Annotated in this window: 16 protein-coding genes; 5 read left to right on the forward strand and 11 right to left on the reverse strand. The window is 43.9% G+C overall.

What is annotated here, in order from left to right; genetic code table 11:
- Positions 1 to 109: 109 nt before the first annotated feature.
- On the forward strand, positions 110 to 1,555 hold the full coding sequence (locus CVN76_RS17435; protein ID WP_198512597.1) for a flavin monoamine oxidase family protein: 1,446 nt from the start codon (positions 110 to 112) through the stop codon (positions 1,553 to 1,555).
- Between the two features lie 401 nt (positions 1,556 to 1,956).
- On the opposite strand, the gene CVN76_RS17440 is transcribed toward CVN76_RS17435, so the two are convergent.
- From CVN76_RS17440 to CVN76_RS17450, 3 genes are read right to left on the reverse strand one after another with little or no spacing between them, the layout of a single operon-like run.
- Entirely contained in the window at positions 1,957 to 3,069 is a 1,113-nt protein-coding gene (locus CVN76_RS17440; RefSeq protein ID WP_100532314.1) for a Ger(x)C family spore germination protein, read from the reverse strand.
- Positions 3,066 to 4,160, reverse strand: a complete 1,095-nt coding sequence (locus tag CVN76_RS17445; protein WP_100532315.1) for a GerAB/ArcD/ProY family transporter — start codon at positions 4,158 to 4,160, stop codon at positions 3,066 to 3,068. Before CVN76_RS17445 ends, CVN76_RS17440 begins: the two co-directional genes overlap by 4 nt.
- Positions 4,157 to 5,587 (reverse strand): spore germination protein, encoded by a 1,431-nt coding sequence (locus CVN76_RS17450; protein ID WP_100532316.1) that lies wholly within the window; start codon positions 5,585 to 5,587, stop codon positions 4,157 to 4,159. Before CVN76_RS17450 ends, CVN76_RS17445 begins: the two co-directional genes overlap by 4 nt.
- 286 nt (positions 5,588 to 5,873) lie before the next feature.
- Here CVN76_RS17450 and CVN76_RS17455 point away from each other — a divergent pair, with 286 nt between their 5' ends.
- Genes CVN76_RS17455 through CVN76_RS17465 form a run of 3 tightly spaced genes read left to right on the forward strand, consistent with a single transcriptional unit; the run spans position 5,874 to position 9,532 of the window.
- Complete coding sequence (locus CVN76_RS17455) at positions 5,874 to 7,340, forward strand: spore germination protein (protein WP_100532617.1); 1,467 nt, start codon at positions 5,874 to 5,876, stop codon at positions 7,338 to 7,340.
- An 18-nt stretch (positions 7,341 to 7,358) separates the two neighbouring features.
- Positions 7,359 to 8,450 (forward strand): GerAB/ArcD/ProY family transporter, encoded by a 1,092-nt coding sequence (locus CVN76_RS17460; protein WP_100532317.1) that lies wholly within the window; start codon positions 7,359 to 7,361, stop codon positions 8,448 to 8,450.
- The gene (locus CVN76_RS17465) at positions 8,447 to 9,532 is read left to right on the forward strand and encodes a Ger(x)C family spore germination protein (protein ID WP_100532318.1); all 1,086 of its coding nucleotides are present in this window, start codon (positions 8,447 to 8,449) and stop codon (positions 9,530 to 9,532) included. The genes CVN76_RS17460 and CVN76_RS17465 overlap by 4 nt, the downstream gene beginning before the upstream one ends.
- A 56-nt stretch (positions 9,533 to 9,588) precedes the next feature.
- Here the strand turns inward: CVN76_RS17465 and cysI are convergent, their stop codons facing one another.
- Positions 9,589 to 11,307, reverse strand: a complete 1,719-nt coding sequence (gene cysI, locus CVN76_RS17470) for an assimilatory sulfite reductase (NADPH) hemoprotein subunit (RefSeq protein WP_100532319.1) — start codon at positions 11,305 to 11,307, stop codon at positions 9,589 to 9,591.
- Between the two features lie 27 nt (positions 11,308 to 11,334).
- Positions 11,335 to 13,149 carry an assimilatory sulfite reductase (NADPH) flavoprotein subunit gene (locus CVN76_RS17475; protein ID WP_100532320.1) on the reverse strand — a complete coding sequence of 605 codons (1,815 nt, stop codon included), beginning with the start codon at positions 13,147 to 13,149 and terminating at the stop codon, positions 11,335 to 11,337.
- Between the two features lie 329 nt (positions 13,150 to 13,478).
- On the opposite strand from CVN76_RS17475, the gene CVN76_RS17480 reads away from it, so the two are divergent.
- The gene (locus CVN76_RS17480) at positions 13,479 to 14,387 is read left to right on the forward strand and encodes a LysR family transcriptional regulator (RefSeq protein WP_100532321.1); all 909 of its coding nucleotides are present in this window, start codon (positions 13,479 to 13,481) and stop codon (positions 14,385 to 14,387) included.
- A gap of 290 nt (positions 14,388 to 14,677) precedes the next feature.
- Here the strand turns inward: CVN76_RS17480 and CVN76_RS17485 are convergent, their stop codons facing one another.
- The 6 genes from CVN76_RS17485 to CVN76_RS17510 form a co-directional block, all read right to left on the reverse strand.
- Complete coding sequence (locus CVN76_RS17485; protein WP_232732311.1) at positions 14,678 to 14,824, reverse strand: VOC family protein; 147 nt, start codon at positions 14,822 to 14,824, stop codon at positions 14,678 to 14,680.
- Between the two features lie 71 nt (positions 14,825 to 14,895).
- A complete protein-coding gene (locus CVN76_RS17490) occupies positions 14,896 to 15,684 on the reverse strand; it encodes an SDR family NAD(P)-dependent oxidoreductase (protein ID WP_100532323.1) in 789 nt (262 codons plus the stop codon).
- A 21-nt stretch (positions 15,685 to 15,705) separates the two neighbouring features.
- Complete coding sequence (locus tag CVN76_RS17495; protein ID WP_100532324.1) at positions 15,706 to 16,215, reverse strand: aromatic-ring-hydroxylating dioxygenase subunit beta; 510 nt, start codon at positions 16,213 to 16,215, stop codon at positions 15,706 to 15,708.
- A 21-nt stretch (positions 16,216 to 16,236) separates the two neighbouring features.
- Complete coding sequence (locus CVN76_RS17500; protein WP_100532325.1) at positions 16,237 to 17,538, reverse strand: aromatic ring-hydroxylating oxygenase subunit alpha; 1,302 nt, start codon at positions 17,536 to 17,538, stop codon at positions 16,237 to 16,239.
- A gap of 41 nt (positions 17,539 to 17,579) precedes the next feature.
- On the reverse strand, positions 17,580 to 18,365 hold the full coding sequence (gene nadX, locus CVN76_RS17505) for an aspartate dehydrogenase (protein ID WP_100532326.1): 786 nt from the start codon (positions 18,363 to 18,365) through the stop codon (positions 17,580 to 17,582).
- Positions 18,366 to 18,381: 16 nt separating this feature from the next.
- On the reverse strand, positions 18,382 to 19,827 hold the full coding sequence (locus CVN76_RS17510; RefSeq protein ID WP_100532327.1) for an aldehyde dehydrogenase family protein: 1,446 nt from the start codon (positions 19,825 to 19,827) through the stop codon (positions 18,382 to 18,384).
- Positions 19,828 to 19,840 lie beyond the last annotated feature (13 nt).

The raw sequence follows: 19,840 nt of genomic DNA on the forward strand, positions 1-19,840 counted from the left end.
AATGGTGAACCTTTTAGAATATGATAGCGTAAATCCCCGATTAGGAATCTTTAATCAGAGAGGAGAGTTTTTTTTGGCCTTTTCCAATGACCCGCTTTCACCCGATCAGATGCTCGCTGTCATCAAAAATGGACTGGGACCTTCCTTTACTCCAAAAAAGATCATCATCATTGGAGCCGGCATTTCTGGATTAGTTGCCGCTTCCCTTTTAAAGGAAGCAGGACATGAAGTAATAATATTGGAAGCAAGCGGAAGGCTCGGCGGGCGCATATTGACTATGAGGGCGCCATTTCTAGATGATGCCTATCTTGAGGCTGGTGCCATGCGCATCCCGAATTATCACTATTTAGTCGCTGAATATATTAAAAAATACCAATTACGAACCCTCTCTTTTGCCAATTCGACTCCAAATGACCCCATTTATGTGAATGGCATCAAGACAACGGCTGCCATATACCAACAAGACCCAGATATACTGAAATATCCGGTAGCACCACGTGAAAAAGGGAAAACAGCTGAAGAATTGCTTAATATGGCGATTAAGCCGGTAACTGACTTCATCAATCAAGACCCTGTAAATAATTGGAGCATCGTCATTAGAGACTTCGATAAATACTCCATGAGTTTCTTTTTGCAGTACAATCCAGTAGGGATCAGCCTTTCCACAGGGGCGATTGAAAGCATAAAGGTTCTTTTAGGCTTGGAGGGCTTCCCCGAGCTTTCTTTTCCTGCCATCCTTCGTGAGTTAATGCCGCTCTTTAATCCGGATATCAATTTCTATGCAATCGAGGGCGGCAACGATCGGCTCCCCTATGCATTTCTACCGGAATTGAAGGAAAATCTGAATTTTAATTATCAGGTGACAAAAATAATCCAACAAAATAATCAGGTCACCATTGATTCTAAACACACTCAAAGCAACAGGCCTTTAACGGTCACCGGAGATCTTGCCATCGTGACGATTCCTCTTCAATTATTGTCCTTTATCGAAATTGAGCCCCGGAATTCCTTTTCGCATAATAAGTGGAAGGCTATCAGGGAACTCCATTATGCTGCATCGACAAAAATCGGCCTTCAATTCAGGCAGCGGTTTTGGGAGCGGGAAGGGATCTTCGGCGGTAAATTGTCGACCGACCTTCCCATCAGGTTTGCTTATTACCCTAACAGCATGTTTAATCGAAGTGAATCCGGCCTTCTCTTGGCCAGTTATACGTGGGAAGATGACGCAACATTATGGGATATTCTTCCTGAACAAGACCGGATCCAAAATGCGTTAAAGAATCTGGAAAAGGTGCATGGAAAACAAGTATACGATCAGTTTTTAACCGGCGCTTCCTATAGCTGGACTATGAACCAGTATGCATATGGGGCTTTCTCCATGTTTAAGCCTGGTCAGGAAACAGACCTGTTCCCCTACATCCCCACCCCTGAAGGCAGGGTCCACTTCGCAGGGGAGCATACCTCAACGTTCCCAGCCTGGATCGAAGGAGGAATCCAATCGGGGATACGGGTTGCACATGAAGTTACGAACCTGCCAAGAACATATAACCTATGAATTTGGAAGATTGCGGATGCCGCAGGCGTCGCTAGGGCTCAAGTAGACGCTCTTTTCCTGCAGCAGCTGCGTACACACGCTCCAATCAAATTGGCTTTTATTTTTTAAAACAACTCTTTTGCCTTAGGGCTTTTTTGTTTTAAAATTTGAGGTGAAGAGGATGCTTTCCATGCATGACTTGAAATGACTTCTTTAGAACGATGGGTGCCTCTTAAAAGCGATGGCCAAGATGGCAAGGTCCAAAAATGTACTATTATCATGGGCTCTTAGTAGCCCTATCACTTGACCTTAGCCGAAAATCAAAAGGGGATTTCAAAAAGGGGTTCGGAATTTTCCCATTCCGAACCCCTTTTATCTACAATCTGGAACCTTCCCTTTTAGGAAGGCTTATTTATGAACAATCACTTAATCCCACCTTTTGAGCCAAAGTCGATGATATCTAAGTCGATTTGGTAATTGATATCGGCATCACTGAAAATTTTGTCCCAGTTCTTCTTATTTTTCTCCCAATACTCTGGATGCTGATTTTCAACATAACGGAACAACCCCGCTACCCCCGTTTTATATTGATGCTGCAATTTCCAGACAACCTTTTCGACGTCTCGTGTCACCTTCTCCTCCGCATCACGCTCGGCTTCTTTTAAATAGCTTTCTTTGAAGGAATTTTCCTTGCCATACCAATCTTCCGAAAGTCTTGCTGTGTATGCTACAGAAATATTGATCGTCAAATGATCTCCGTCCAAATCCGTCGTGATTTTCCGGCTTCTCCTCTTGTCCACTTCAACGCTGAAAGGTTTACCATGATGGGCCGTTTCGATTATTCCGCCCTTCACTGATCCATTCAACCAATTTAATGATTCGATATCCTTATTATTCATGAGCCCGACCAACTTTGAATCGTTGATCACCCCAGCTCCCTGCAAAATTAATTTTCCCCCTTTGATATCAACAGCCTGGATGGCGAAGCTTCCATCTGATTGTAAACTGGAGGATGCCTGTCCCAATGTTAAAGTGGGGAGGATCTTATTCGTTCGCTTATCATTATCTTTCAATTCATAGATCACATTAGAAGGAATCTCTCCGTCGTCCGCTCTCTCCAATATTTCCCTCGTCGGTCTTTTCGTTAAAAAAACAAAGCAGCTTCTTCTTGTATTGTTGTCACGTATCGACTGATTGATGATGGCTTCCATGCGGATTTCCCTTAATACTTCTTCATTGATGAGCAAAATTCGTTGATGATTTGTCAAGACTGTATTGGTTAGGAGCAAGGAATCCCGTATTGCCTCATGAAGCGTTTTCGCACTGACGGTAACATTTTTATATTTTAATTTAGCTTGATTTTCCTGCAAGCTGTAGCCAGGAGGTACGAGAATTTGCTGAGTTAACTTAATTTCGTTTTTGTTCTTACTTAAATCGATTCCCACTCCCACCACAAGGGATAAATCCTCGATGTTTTCACTGTCCCAGCAGCCTGAAAGCAATGGTATAAGCAAGAGCACCCATAACCTTTTCATCGGCTTATTCTACTCCTTTTCACTTGAACGATCACGAATGTTACAATGGGCAAGCCAATCAAAATAACGGGGAAAACATAGCCCAGCATATCGCTCATTTTAAAAATCTGGATTGTATTTTTCGGAATCTCCGCCAGGATGAACATGACGGGAACGAGAACGATCAGGTTCGTTGTATACGAATTGTTGAAGATTTTCGTCATGCCTTCTGCTGCAAAATAAGAGTAAATTGCATGTGTACAAAAAAACTGGAGGATCCAGGTGATCAAAAGAAATAGCTCCAAACGCTCGATGAATATCCCCTTCACCTCAAACGATTGTATAAATGAAATCGTTGGCCAGGTGACGGCCTTCACTTCCGGTACAGTCAAGGCGGCCACAACCAGAACATATGTAATCACATATAAGATTACGGGAATGAAAAAACCGAGTAAAACCCCGCTCCTTACCTTTTTTTGATTTTTCACTAAACCAAACAGGAAGATGAAAAGCTCAATTCCAAAAAAGGACAAGGTACCGGTGCCCATCCCTTTCATCACGGGCAGGAAGCCTTTGCCAAGGACAGGCTGTATGTTTTTTAAATCGACAATCCTAATACTTAGTAAGTAAATGAACAAGACGATGACAATAGTCAACGGCAGAAAGAAGACACACACTTTGGCAATCGCTTTAATTTTTCCTGTCAAGAGGTGCACACTTGCTAGAATCAAGGTAAGAATCACGATCTCTTCCGGGGTATCCTCCAACAGATAAAATCGGACCATCTCACTCATGGCAAGCACTTCGAAACTGGCCACACCTACAAAGTACAATACGACGAGCAAACCGATAACTTTGGAGAGCAGCCTTCCGTATGCCTCTTCCATATATGTATAATAATTAGTAACCTGATGTTTTTTTAGCATGGCAACAAGTACGCAAATGAACAACCCAATTAGCAGTCCGTTAAGGATCAAGACGATCCATCCATCGGACGAGTGAACTTTTTCCGTTATTGTCCTTGGAAGCGTCAGCATCCCAATTCCCAGCATGCTGCATGAAATGATTGCTGCCAATTCTGAACTAATGATTTTGCCATCCAATTGGTTCAAGAGAGTCGCCCCCCTTTTTTTCGTTTCGGTAATCTGATGAAAGCATCCTTCCAAGTCTTTTTCCCAATGAAATCCAGCGGTTGAAAATAAGGTTCTTGAAAGCTTGTCAATTTGGACAAATGGTTGATGACGAGGATAAAGAATAAAGTGGTTCCATATAGACCAAGGACGGCAGAGAAAATCATCGCACCGAATCTTAATGCCCTGAACGCAAGCCCAAAGCTGTATTGCGGGACTGTAAATGAAGTGATTGTCGTGATTGCAACGATGATGACCATGAGTGAACTCACGATATTCGCTTGCACGGCTGCCTGTCCGATGATGACTCCTCCAACCAATCCAACTGTCTGACCGATCGGAGCGGGGAGACGGATGCCCGCTTCTCGAAGCAGTTCAATCGTCAATTCCATGATGATGGCTTCGACAAAAGGGGGGAATGGGACATTCTCCCTTGTTCCTGCGATGGTCATCGCCAGTTCTGTCGGCAGCAATCCCGGGTTGAACGATACCAAAGATATATAAATCCCAGATAGAAAAACGGTAACAAAAAGCGAAAAATACCGAAGAATCCGCAAGAAAGTGCCCGCTACCCATCTTTCATAATAATCATCGGGAGATTGCAGCAGCATCGTAATCGTCGTTGGTGCCATTAGCGCAAACGGGGAACCGTCGATCATGATCACCACTCTCCCCTCTTGTAAGGCCGATAAAACTTTATCTGGGCGTTCAGTATTTTGGATCTGCGGGAATGGGGTAAACGATGTATCTTCGATTAATTCCTCCAGCATCCCTGAATCCTGAAGGTCCGTTTCCTTCACGCCATCTATCCGTTTATTCACTTCTTTTATTAATCTATCGCTTGCTTTTCCCTCATAATATATCAGCGCCAATTCACGTTTTTCCAACGTCCCTACCTTTTGTTGCTTGATAACGAGATTGGGATGGCTTGAATATTGCCTGATCAATCCGATATTTTCCTTTAGGCTTTCGATAAAGCCCATCTTCGGGCCCCGTACAACCCTCTCTGTTGAAGGTTCCGTGAAATTGCGTGTTTTTTCTCTTTCGAGGTTCAAGACATAGCCCTTTGCTATTCCATCTATAAATAAGAGCGTTTTCCCATCAAAAATATGCTCCTTGGCTTTTTCATAGGTTTCAATTTCATCGTCCTTTACCGAACAGATCTTGGAAATGACCAATTGCTCGACTGAAACGGGATAGCTCTTTTCTATCTGGGCAGATGATAAATCAAGGACAATTTCATTGAAGGCTGGATAATCCATCGTCCCATTGACAAATACGAATATTCCGGAGCGATCATAACCTGGAATGTACAATTCTTTAAAAACCACATCATCCTGCATATCCAATATGGATTTCAATTTTTCCTGGGTTTGATCCAATTTTATATGCAAGGATTTACTTTTCATTGTGAACTCCTTTGTAAAGTGAGTATATTTTTTTTAGTTTCCTCTTTTTACAATTTTTTATTCGACTGGAGAATGACTTTCGTGAGGGGCGGGTTAGATGCTTCCTATTCCTTGCCAGTCCCGTTTTCTCTTTCGTGAAAATGATTGAACGACAATCTAAAATGGTTAATCTGTCATTTAATTGCAAATGCTAACCATCATAAGCTTGAGTTAAGAGGTGAGAACATTGTTTAACCGCAGGAAATCCAGACAAAGCAGCTCACAACAAAAGGATAACGATGACGGCATCAATAAAATTTCCGAAATACGCGAACTATTTAATTCCTTTTCTACATCCTATGATTTTATAAACCATCAAGGCTCATATAATGAGGTAGGTTATTGGGTATCGTATTACCGTTCATTAATTGATGCACAGGAGCTTCACAAAAGTGTACTGTCAGTGATACCAACCTTGGAACAAATCAGTTTGGAGAAATTGAGAGATAGTATTCCAATCGAGGACACGCTCATCACCAGTACGAAGATTGTGGTAGAAGAGCGAATCATGAGAGGGCATATCGCGATTAGGCTAGATTCAAACCTTGATGAGTGTTTGTTAATAAATGTGGTTGCCCAACATGGGCGGCAAGTTGATAAACCGGAACTTGAATTTGGGATCATAAGTCCCCAGGAAGCTTTTGTCGAGGATATCGATATCAATTTGAATCTTGTAAGGAAAAGGCTTCCCGTACCAAGCTTGCAGGTGACTGAATTGACCGTGGGCAGCTTATCTAAAACAAAAGTGGCTGTCTTGTCGATTGATGGCATCGTTGACAATGAAAATGTCGAAACCGTCATCCAGCGCATCAATGAAATAGATTTTGATGAAATCTTGGATGGCTCCCATCTGGCGCAAATGCTTTATGATGATACAAGTACATTATTCCCCCTTTTTCTATATACGGAAAGGCCGGACCGCATCGCCAGTGCTTTGGCTGAAGGAAAAGTGGCCATGATCGTTGATCGGTCATCTTCCGCCTTGATTGCCCCAACCATTTTGTTGGAGTACTTCATTACGATGGAAGATTATAACATGCCATGGGTGCCTGCATCGGCATTTCGTTTATTAAGGATTTTCGCGGTCATTTTTTCGATATTCGCAACGCCGCTATATGTAGCGGTCCTGACTTACCATTATGAACTGATTCCTAAAGATCTTTTGGAAACGATCGTCACTTCAAGAAATTTGATTCCCTTCCAGCCTTTGATTGAAGCGTTATTCTTGGAGGTCTCGATTGAGTTACTGCGGGAGGCCGCTGCCAGGCTTCCGACAAAGGTTGGTCAGACATTGGGTATCGTCGGCGGTATCGTAATCGGACAGGCTGCTGTTGTAGCGGGGCTGACGAGTAATATCTTGTTGATCATCGTTGCCTTGTCCGCTCTGGCATCGTTTGTCACCCCCATTTATAAAATGGGCAACGCCATCCGGTTACTGCGGTTTCCCTTTTTGATCGGGGCCCAGATCTGGGGGCTGCTCGGAATTACCATTTCGGCCGTGTTCTTAATGACACATCTTATTAAGCTGACATCGATGGGGCACCCGTACCTTGAGCCTATCTATCCGTTCCACTTAAAGGATTGGAAAGATAGCTTCGTGCGGCTCCCCTTTAATCTTTTTAAATCGCGACCCATCAATTTACGAACAGAAAATACAGCGAGGCAACCAAAGCCGAAAAAGAAAATCATCAAAAAAAATGATTTTAATGAATGATTGTAATGAGGAACCTATATGAACCCAGCTGGTGTTAATGAAAAAGACAAGGTGCAGCCTTTTTATGTATTTTTTTTAGTGCATGCCATGCAAACCGGAATTGGTGTGCTCAGCTTCCAACGAGTTTTAGCAAAATCCACTGGTACGGATGGCTGGATATCGATAATACTGGCGGGATTGATTGTCCATTTGCTGATATGGGTGATTTATAAGATTTTCAGCATTGTGCCAGGAGATATCCTGACTGTCAATTATCAGGCATTCGGGAAATGGATGGGAAACTTCTTCAGCCTGCTTTTCATCCTTTATTTTTTGATTCTCAGCTTGACGGTCATGATCAGCTATATTCAGGTCATACATGTATGGATGTTTGAAGAGGTTCCTGCCTGGTCTTTTTCGTTGGTCTTCCTGGTCTTGATTTACTATATAAATACTGGAGGCTTCCGAACGATTACGGGCATAGCCTTTTTAAGTGCCACCATGACCTTTGGGCTTTTATTCTTTCTCTTCTATGCCATGAAATACTCTGAATTCACCAATTTACTGCCCATTTTCGATCACTCGATTTTGGATATATGGAAAGGAACGAGAAATGTTTCCTTAACCATGATTGGATTTGAACTGATCCTGATGTTCTACCCTTTCATCAAGGACGCCAAGTCTTCTCAAAAATACGCTCATGGAGGCGCATTGTCGACAACGTTGACCACCCTGTTCATTTATCTGGTTTCGCTCGTTTTTTATTCGCAGAAGCAGTTAGTCATGACCATATGGCCGACCCTCTCCATGACAAGCATCGTTGAATTGTCCTTTATTCAACGTTTTGAATATATAGATGTTTCTTGGTGGGCCATCGTCATCATACCTAATATGACCATCTCCTTATGGGCTGCCAGCAGGGGGTTCAAGCGATTATTCAATGTCCAGCAAAAGTATCCATTATGGGGGATGTCGCTTATTATCCTGATGATCAACATTTTCTTTTTTGATATTGATTCGCTTAATATATTGGCGCGGATCATCAATCCCTACGGCGTGATCTTCCTTGTTTCCTACCTGCCTCTTCTTTTGGTCATCATCTATATTAAGAAAAAGAGGAATTCTTTATGAGAAAATTACTTCCTGTCATTTTGGCTTTTGTCATTCTATGCAGCTGCGCCCAGCCACGAGTGGTTGACGAGGTGAATATGGCCCAGGCCATCGGGTACGATATGATCAAGAATGATAAGGTTGAAGGAATGTTCGTCATCCCTATCTTTCAACAAGATAAAATGGGTAAATACCAAATCTTATCCGGTACTTCAACAACGACAAGTGATGTGCAGGCTGCCGTTTCAAAAAAAGCAGATAAAACGGTGCTGCTCGGACAGACTCGCATCGTTTTATTCAGTGAAAAAATCGTTCATAAAATCGGGATGACAGAACTGACGGATTATCTTTACCGTGAGCCCCAGCTCGGTAACAGGGTACTTCTCGTCATCGTCGAAGGCAAGGTCAAGGATGTCATCCATACAAAACCATCGAATTCAAATGTGAATATCGGAATTTTTTTATCGAACCTTATCAATCAGCAAAATGAAACAGGTAACGGACCGGACACCAATCTCCACCTTTTCTTGGGGAATTCCTTGGAAAATGGCGGTGATGCCTATCTCCCCATCATAAAAAAACGTGGAAATGACTTGTCTGTTTCCGGTGTCGCCCTGTTTCATGAAAATAAGATTGTCAGTAAAGTGCATTCAAGAGATATGTTCGTCTTCAAAACTTTAGTTCAATCCCATCGAAGAGGAATATACAAATTCAAATTAGATGATAAGAATAAGAGCGATATTGTAGTGGAAAGCATCAGGAGCGGCACGAGTTATCATATATCAGACTCAGAGAGCCATCCATCGATGACGATAAAACTAAAAATAAAAGGGCAAATTAAAGAGTCAATGAGAAGTGACAATCTTACCAATCGAAAAATGATTAAAAAAATCGAACAGGATATGGAAGCTGACTTAACGAAGCAGGCCACCAGGCTTATTAAAGATTTTCAGGAACGCAACATCGATCCGATTGGCCTAAAGGAAAAATTCCACGCCAAAAATAAAAAAATGACGTATGAGCGATGGAAAAGCATTTATCCGAATATGGACATTCATATAGAATCGAAAGCTGACATCCTCCAAACCGGGGTTTCGGAATGAAGACAAGCGCAAAAACGAGACAGGAAGCCATTCCCGTCTCGTTTTTGTTGTAAGGATCAATCATGAAAATTCGTACCATCCGTCACTTCTTTAACGATTCCGGCACGGATGACAAAGTCACCGAAATGCTCTCCTTCGGTCCGTTCTTTTGCAAATCGTGAAAGCAGGACCTGCAGCTCGTTCAAAATTTCTGCTTCCCCGATATTTTCACGGTACATCTTGCTTAGCCGGCTCCCATCGAATGCGGCACCGAGATACATATTGTACTTGCCAGGCGCTTTTCCGATAAAACCGATTTCTCCAAGTGCATGACGGGCACAGCCATTCGGGCAGCCGGTCATGCGTATCGTGATTTCCTCTTCCCTCAATCCGTTTTCATCAATGATGGACTCCACTTTATCAAGCAAAACCGGCAAATAACGCTCCGCTTCCGCCATTGCCAGTCCGCATGTCGGAAGTGATACACAAGCTATCGCGCTTCGGCGGAGAGCTGAATGGTTTGCCCCATCCGTCAATCCATATGCGGCAAGCAAACCATTGATTTTTTTCTTTTCTTGACTTGATACATTGGCAATGATCAGGTTTTGGTTGGAAGTCAGCCGAAAGTCACCTGTATGAATTTTAGCGATTTCACGTAAACCTGTCATCAGTTTGTACTCATTCCGATCCGCGATGCGGCCACCTTCGACAAACAAGGTAAAATGCCACTTACCTCGTAAGCCTTTCACCCAGCCGTAACGATCGCCATTATTATCAAAATGATAAGTCCTCGCCTTGTCCAATTGCCATCCCAGGCGATTTTCCAGTTCATTCTTTACCGTCTCAAGCCCAAGGCGGTCAACGGTATATTTGAAACGAGCATTTTTCCTTACGGAACGGTTTCCGTAATCACGCTGAATCGTAATGACTTTTTCCGCCACATCAAGGATCTGATCAGGTTTACAAAAGCCAATTACTTTAGCTAGCTGGGGATATGTCGATTTGTCACCGTGGGTCATTCCCATACCGCCCCCGATCGCCACATTGAATCCAACGAGTTTTCCGTTTTCAACAATTGCTATGAAGCCCAGATCCTGGGAGTATACATCTATATCATTCGATGGAGGAACAGCAATGCCTATTTTAAATTTCCTTGGCAAATAAAGCGGTCCGTACATCGGTTCGATATCTTCCACTTCAGGGGTGCCAACAACTTTTTCTTCATCCAGCCATATTTCATGGTACGCCCTTGTCCGTGGCAATAAATAATCACTCAATTGTTTCGACCATTCATATACTTCGGAATGGATTTCAGATTGGAAGGGGATCGAATTGCACATGACGTTCCGATTGACATCACCGCATGCGGCGATGGTGTCGAGCATGGACGCATGAATCTCCTGAATCGTTTTTTTCATGTTCCACTTCAATATGCCATGCATCTGAAAGGTCTGTCTTGTCGTCAATTTCAAGGTACCGTTTCCATATTTGTGGGCAAGATCATCCATGACCAGCCATTGTGAAGGCAACGCGACCCCGCCCGGCATGCGCACTCGCAACATGAACTGATAGGCTGGCTCAAGCTTTTGCTTTTGGCGTTCATTCCGCAGATCGCGGTCATCCTGCAAATAGCTGCCATGATGTTTCATCAGGCGATTATCATCATCCGGAATGCCGGCGCTAATGCGATCTTGCATCACCTCTTCGAGTGTACCGCGCAAATAGTTGCTTCTTTCTTTTATTTGCTCAACATCACTCGGCAGTCCTTCAGGTGCTTTCAATAGTCGGTTCACCATGTTGTTATCTCCTTTTCATCAATAGTTTCAGTACACATCACGTTGATAGCGTTTATTCTGCTGCATGTCATCCAGGTAGGCCTGCGCATCGGCATGACTCATCCGACCTTCTTTTTCAATGATTTCAATCAACGTATGGTGGACGTCATGTGCCATGTTTTTCTCATCGCCGCATATGTATATCGCCGCACCCTCCTGCAGCCAACGAAATAATTCATCGCTATGCTCGAGCATCCGGTTTTGTACATACACTTTTTCATCCGTATCCCTCGAAAAAGCCACATCCATCTTTGTCAATGCTCCTGTTTCCAACCATTTTTGCCATTCCGTCTGATAAAGGAAATCCGTCACGAAATGCTGATCACCGAAAAAGAGCCATGTTTTCCCGCTTGCTTCCGTTTCTTCGCGCTCCTGAATGAACGATCTGAAGGGGGCAACGCCCGTACCCGGTCCAATCATGATTATTGGTGTATTCCCATCAACGGGCTGCTTGAAGTTTTGATTATGCTGAATATATACGGGCAGCTTATCTCCTGGCTGTAATCGCTCGGCACATAAAATGGAGCAAACGCCCTTTCTTTCCCGCTCATGACTTTCATAGCGGACAGCTCCGATTGTCAAATGCACTTCATCCGGATAGGCTGACAAGCTATTTGCAATGGAATAAAGGCGGGCTGGCATTTTTCTGAGTATGGATACGAATTCTTGCGCCGACCCGCCCCATGAGCCAAAATCACGGATAACATCAAGCAAATCTCTGCCTTTGCGATATTCCTTAAGTTTTGCTTCATTTTCAGGTGATACAAGCGCCTTTAACTCCTCACTACCTGAAATCGCAGCCGCCTGCTCAAGCAGTGACTTAGTTAAAACGGTTATTTCAAAGTTGGAGATGAGAGCTTCCCTGAACGGCTGGAGGTCTCCCTGCTTGTTGACCTTCACCATTTCTTCTGGATCCCAATCGAGTTCATGAAGGAGCATATCCACTAAAGCTGAATCATTCTGCGGATATATACCAAGACTGTCGCCAGGTTGAAATGTAATTCCCGAGCCTTCAAGCGACAACTCGACATGACGCGTCTCCTTATTGGAGCCTCGGCCATTCAAGTTGATATTTTCCAGCACCTCCGCCTTGAACGGATTCGTCCTCGAATATGTAGTTTCAGCCGTTTGTGCCAACGGTTCAATTACGGGTGCAACAGTATTGCCTGAAACCTTGCTTAAACTGGAAATGACGCCTTCGAGCCATTCGGCAGCCGGCTCATCATAATCAAGATCGCAGTCCACCCGCGGAAGTATCCTTGTGCCGCCAAGCTCTTCCAATCGCTTATCGAATTGTTTTCCCGTTTCACAAAAAAATTCATACGAGCTGTCACCAAGCGCCAATACAGAAAAGCGGAGATCATCAAGCCTTGATGCCCGTCTGCCATGAAGGAACTCGTGGAAGGATATCGTGTTATCTGGCGGATCACCCTCACCATGTGTGCTAACGATTATTAGAAGATTCTCGACTTTTTTTAAATTATTCACCTTATAGTCACTCATGGATGAAACCGTTACTTGAAAGTCTTTACCCTTGAGCGTTCTTGCGGCATTCTCGGCCACCCCTTGTGCATTGCCGGTCTGTGAACCAAATAGGATGGTAACTTCTTTTGATATTTTCTGGGCATCGGTTTGAGCTGCCATCACCGTTTCAGCGACTGTATCTGGAATGGAAACTGACAGAGACGCAGCCAAATAACCGCTCAGCCAAACTTTTTGGTTTACTGTCAAGCCAGGCAGGAGATTGTTAAGAAGCTCTGCCTGTTCCTGATTAAAAGGACTGTTACTTACCTGAAGTTGCACGATTTCCACCTCACAAAGGAATATAAACTTATTTTAGTAGATTCTTATTTTCTTTCACTCCATGAAATGATTTAACTCTCTTACTCCTATCGATCAAGTAGGTTTTAAATGCAAAAAAATTTAGAAAGTTCAGTTCATACATGGAGGAACTGGAATCGATAGGTTGCTGCCAAATGAACAATTGACGTAAAAAAGGAAAATAGCTTGCTTTACCTATACTATTGTTAAAATAAGTTCTTCATAATACTTTACCTGAGTGCTCATCATTAGTAAAATATATATAATTTATTGCTACTATTAAGAATATTAATAATAGAGGGAGTATTCCGATGTATTATGATGCTTTAAAAACTTTTGTGACGCTTGTGGAAGTCAAGAATTTTACAAAAACTGCAGAAATTCTCCTTATGTCACAACCAAGTGTTAGTTTGCATGTAAAGAAATTGGAAGAAGAGTTCCAAACGAAATTATTTCTCCGCTCACCTAAATTTTTGAAAGTCACCTTAACGGGCGAAATTCTCTACGAACGTGCTAAACAAATGATTACCATCTATGAACAGACCATCCAAGACATTCAGGAACATGATAGGTCGATCAAAGGAGAGTTAAAAATTGGCGCAAGTTTTACGATTGGAGAATACATATTGCCTTCACTGCTCATTGACCTTCAAAAGGATTATCCTGAACTTGAGCTTCAAGTTGTCATTGGAAACACGGAAGAAATCGTTAAGGCCGTTCGGTTATATAAAGTCGATATTGGTTTGATCGAAGGTCAAACCAATGAAAAAGAGCTCTCCGTACACCCCTTTATGCAAGATGAGTTATTCGTCGTTTCATCGAACGACCATGAACTCGCATGCAAAACTGAGGTGGAAATTGCCGACCTGCATGACCAAGCATGGGTAACAAGGGAAGTCGGATCCGGCACGCGGGAATACCTTAACCATGTGATACGTTCAAATGGCCTGAAAATTAAATCGATGCTTACCATCAGCAGCAATCAAGGAATCAAGGAAACATTAATCAAACATGGAGGAGGTCTTGCCCTCCTCTCCCGAAGTGTCATAGAGCGCGATGTCCAAACCAAAATCCTTTCCACTATACCCTTGAAGAATGAATCCTTTAACAGGACGCTTTCCTATGTTTATTCTCCCATAATGGAAGATAAAAAGAATGTGAAGACCTTTATAAGGGAATTAAAACGAAAATGGCCTTTGAAAACGAGATCGATTGATTAGTAGCATCATTCCTTCATTCTCCCTAACTCTATAAAAGGCCATGGCAGGAGCATTCCTTCCATGGCCTTTTATAGGCTGATTACGTAAACGGTGAATGGTGAATGACACCTTTCACCTTACGTTTGGCTATTCTTCATTATGTATGTACAAACCGCCCCGGTCCTGAACGGTTTTATGAATACAGGATTCCCTTCGCCCTTCATACCGTTCCGGTAATGCAATAAACATTTGTATGTGGATGTTACATTAAGCATATCGGCCTTTTCCATTAAAAAAATTTTCTCTCTGTATTACCGGATTACCGGATACCCCATTTCCACAAGCATCGCCAGTTTCCCATCCATGTCGTCCACGACAAAACCGATATGGTGGACTCCCTCTCCTAATGTGTCAAGATGTTCACTCCATGTGCTGGCCGTTTCGTCGGACTCGATCAATTCAAACTGGATTAAGGGCCGTGCTTCAGGCTTTTGATAGCCCTTCTCTTAAACGTTATTCGATCATGAACTCAGCCTAGTCCACGAACTGACAATCCACCATCACTGGAAATGACCTCACCAGTAATCGCTCGCGCTTCGTCCGATGCCAGGAGGACATAAGCTGCTACATGATCTTCGGGCATCTGGGCCAGCTGAAGCGGGTTTCTTTTTTTAATGCTGCTGGCTTTCGTATCATTGTCAACGATTTTCACGAATGGACGCAGTGGCGGAATGACCGACAATGCTGTCAGTGTGCCACCAGGGGCCACTGCATTTACCCGGATATTCGGAGCGAGTTCGAATGCAAGCTGGCGCATCAAACCGATTTGGGCGTGCTTGCTTGCTGTGTACCAAACACCGCCGCCATCAGGATAGAAGCTTGCACCAGAAACGGTGAAGATGATGTTGCCATTCGTTTTTTGCAGTTCCGCAAGTGCAGCCTTCGCTCCGAAGAAAGAGCCTTTGACATTTATATCAAGCAAAAAATCATAAGCTTCCGCCAATGCATCCGGAGTGACATCCGCAAATTTCGCAAACCCATCGAAGACACCTGCATTCGCAATGAAAACATCAAGCTTGCCAAATTGCTCGACGGTGGCTTGCACCGCTTTTTCATTGTCATCGTATTTACTTACATCTCCTTGGTTGATGAGAATGTCTTCCCCAAATTCCTCTTTCATTTTCTTCAGCGTTTCCACGGAGCGTCCAATGATGCTGACCTTTGCCCCTTCTTGTATGAATCGTCGCGTGACAGCTTCGCCTATGCCCGAATTGCCCCCGGTAATCAGCACCACTTTATCCTTTAACGTCATTGCCATTATGAAGCCCCCTCCAATCAGTTATATGAAAATTGCAAGATTCCTGGTATTTATCGTTGTTTGGTCAACAATGAAAATCCGCTCGGAAAGCTTCCATTTACCTTCTTCGAAGATGAATTCATCGTTGCGTTCCCCAGAAATCAAATCATGTTTAATATCGGTGCTGCGGCTGCGATAGATGAGCAGATAGCTTTTCACGACAGCTTTTTCACCTTCTACATAGTCTTTTACACGCACATTGGAGACAAAACGCCGTGTTCTCGATGGCGGTATCTCAGCCCAGGCATAATCCGTTTTCAAGCGATCCACACGCAGTTTCAACAGCTCGATGTCATCATTGAATGTGAACATGTCAGTGGAATAATCCGGACGTTCCACTCCTTCCTTGTTGATACGTACAGGCATTTGATAGCGAAGGCTGCGGTGCATAAGGTCGAACCAATGATCAAATTCTATATCATCCAGCAATTGTGCTTCATCATATAACCATTGCTCAAATTGGCACTTAACCAGCATTTCTTCCATGTTCATTTCCCTTCCCCCTCCCTCTTATCATTTCGTCATCAATTCCAGCCAGTATTTGTAGAAATTCCGCTGGCTCGCTTCCGTGAATTTATCATCATAAGCAACCCCGGGTCCTACGAATTCAACAGGTTCCCGGTGAAGGCCCATTGTATAGTTATAAGTAAGATTCTTAAGGAAAGGCATCGGGCCTTGGGCGGCTTCCGTAATATCCGTAAACACCTCCGTATCATCTTGTTCAAAAATACCGGAGGGGCTGAACGTCAGGATAAAGGAATCCCTTGAACGGTCCTTCCAATCTTGTGAGGCGTTTTTTTCAACGAGCATCCAAGCGATCACTTCCATCTTATTGTGACCGATCGGCCGCCACATTCGGACAGAGGTGTTTGAGATGAACTGGTCTTTGATTTTTGTATGGGAAATTAAAAAAGACAGGTTCGGGAAAACGTTTCCAATCATGTTTTTCAAGTTCGATAATACTCCGTATTGTTCTACAGACAAATTACTTTTAAATTCTGCCTTCAATTCTTCAGGGAATGCAAATTCCGGATTGGGCGTTCCCAAGTTAAGGCCATGTCCATTTTCGGTATGGATTTGGAAACCGCGCTTCGAATAAGTTGCACTCGGCACCATCCCCAGTTTTGCTATTGAACCGTGTGTAACCATCGTATGATAGGAATCACCAACGAAATTATCGGAACCCACCTTCCAATTGGAACTCACGACAAATCGTTGAGGGACTCCGATCACTTCCATTTCTGCCCGGCCGACAAGGATATCCAAATACCATCTGATATCCCCGAGAAAATCTTCAAGCGGCTCAGCATCCTCATTCCAGGTCCCGAACAAAAGGCCCTTGTAGGATTCAAGTTTGACTTTGTGCAGACCCATCGTTGTGCGGTCAAGCGTCCCGCCGTAAATGTCCTTTTGCAGCGGAACCCCCACAAGCTCACCTGTGTTCTTGAAATTAAATCCATGATAAGGACATGTGAACATCGACTTGTTCCCTTTATCAGCACGGCAAAGCTTCATTCCACGGTGCGTGCACATATTATAAAATGCCCGTATTTCCCCTTCACCATCACGAGTGATGATCAGTGAGTAACCAGCAAGTTCACGGGTCATGAAGTCTCCTTTGTTAGGAACTTCAGATTCATGGCCGACAAAAACCCAGGTTTTCAAAAACACTTTTTCGTGTTCGATTTCATACACCTTTGGATCGCCAAGGAGATAGGCAGGTATAACTCCTTCCTCTGGTTTGACCGTATCGTATAGATGGTCTACTACTTGCCTCTTGGACATTTCTTCCAATGGTTTATCCGTTTTAATCATCCTTTTTCTCTCCCTTCGATAGGCTTTCAGTCCATTTTGCATTATCCGATTTGAACGCATTTTCCGTTGTTTTGCAGCGTTGCCAATACACTTAGTGCCGCAAGATAACTCGTTTTCGGATTATTGGGCAACGGTTCGTTTTCCACTTCAAGCTTCAGTTTCCCGAACGAGCCGGTCGCTTCAATCAAATGAATGTTTTTCACCACAGTGGGATCGGCAATGATTTTCACTTTCGTATGCTCTGATCCAAGTCCGGCCAAAGACAAAACGATCGCAACATTGATATTTCTCGGAAACTGCTTGATGGCCTCTGCTGCAGACCCAACAAATAACACTGTTTCGTTTGCCAATGATGAACATGCCGGCAACGCGCTTGGCGGTTTTCTCGTGGTGATGGAGACGGTTTCAAGTCCATTCATGGCATTTGCCGATTTAAGGATATCAAGACCTCCGATCGCACCTGACGGAAGGTAAAGCTGAACGTTATTCATTTGGCAAAGCTTGTTCGCGTTTTCGGCAAAATCAGGATCAGCCATCGCCCCTATACTGCTTAGCAAAAGATCCTTGCCGCTTTTCAGCACATTCAATCCGTATTCCTTCGCAGCTTCAACCGTCGCTGCTTCAATGATTAAATCGACATCCGATTTCAGGATCGCATCGACATCCCCACACGCCTTTGCCTTGAATTCATCAGATAGTTGGGCAGCGATTTCTTCACGGCGTGCATAGATTGCCACGATTTTGCTGCCGGGAAGAAGTCCGTTTGCATTAATTGCTTGAAGCAGAAATTTCCCGATATTACCACATCCAATTAAACCCAATCTCATGTCATTTCATCCTTCCTCAATCAGCAAACCCGTAAGAGTCTGCAAAGAATTCAAGTCCGCAATGTTTTGTTTCCCGGGAGACACCGCTTTCTTTTAAGCCAGGGAAATCAAGGGCCAAATCACTGAAAACGGTATGATTGTTATGAAAGACCGCTCCAGCTTCCAGGCGATCTGCCAATTTAATGGCTACTTCCACGTTCTCAGTCCAAACGGATGCACGCAGGCCAAACTCACTGTCATTCGCAAGCCTTATGGCTTCTTCCTCTTCATGGAAGGGGATGATGGGGATGATCGGTCCGAATTGCTCGACCCGTACCAATTCGCTCTGCTGATTGACGCCTGTTACCAGCGACGGGAGCATATAGTAGCCAGCATCCCACGTTTCCGGGTTGAGTTGAATGCCAGTCGTGATGATGTTTCCGCCTGCATTGGCCGTACGCTCGATCAAGCCTTGCACGAAATCGAATTGTGCCTTGTTATTCAACGGTCCCATCGTTACGTCAGGCTGAATGCCATCACCGACCACCATCCTGCTAAACTCTTTGGTTAGCTTTTCAACAACCTCATCATGTCGTGATGAATGGACATACACTCGCTTAACCGCAGAACATACTTGGCCGGAAGCCCGTAAAATCCCCATTCTCAAACGTTGGATCGCCGCTTCATCCAAATTGGCATCTTCCATGATTAAAGCCGGATCATTGCCTCCGAGTTCCATATATACGTTCTGCAGCTTCCCCGCCGATTTCTTCATGATTTCCTTTCCGGTTTCTGTACTCCCTACGAATGCCACTGTCCGGACACGGGAATCGGAACAAACCAAATCCCCAATCACTTTTCCAGAACCCGTCACTATATTGATGACTCCCGGGGGAAAATGTTCAGCCACGACCTTTAAGCAGGACATGATCGTCAGCGGGCAATTCGTGGCAGGTTTCACGATAACGGCATTGCCTGCCAAAACAGCAGGTATCACCCGTTTGAAGGTTAATATCATCGGGGAATTCCACGGCGTGATAATGGCCGTGACCCCTCTCGCTCTTCTTCTGATTTGGACTTTTTGTTTACCTGCAAGCTCTGCTGGCTTCCACCAATCCAGCAGCTCTGCTGCACAGCCCCTCATGACTTCCACACACCGCACCAAGTCTTTTTTAGCTTCAACAAGTGTTTTGCCATTTTCCCGTACAAACATTGTAACATTTTCCTCGATAATTTTTTCCAATTCAATTGCAGCAGCATTCATCCGGTCAGCCCGGTCGCTCACATCCGAGCGTGACCATGTATCAAAGGCCTTTTCTGCCACTTCAATTGCTTCATTCACGGTTTCCCCAGAGCATTTTGCCACTTGCCCTACAACTTCAGAAGTGTTTGCAGGATTGAATACCCCCACTTTTTCCCCCTGTTCTATCCATTCTCCAGCAATTAGGCATTTACCTGATACAAATGGGTATGTCGAAATCATTCTTAGGTCCCCC

It is taken from the genome of Bacillus sp. mrc49 (genome assembly GCF_002803435.1).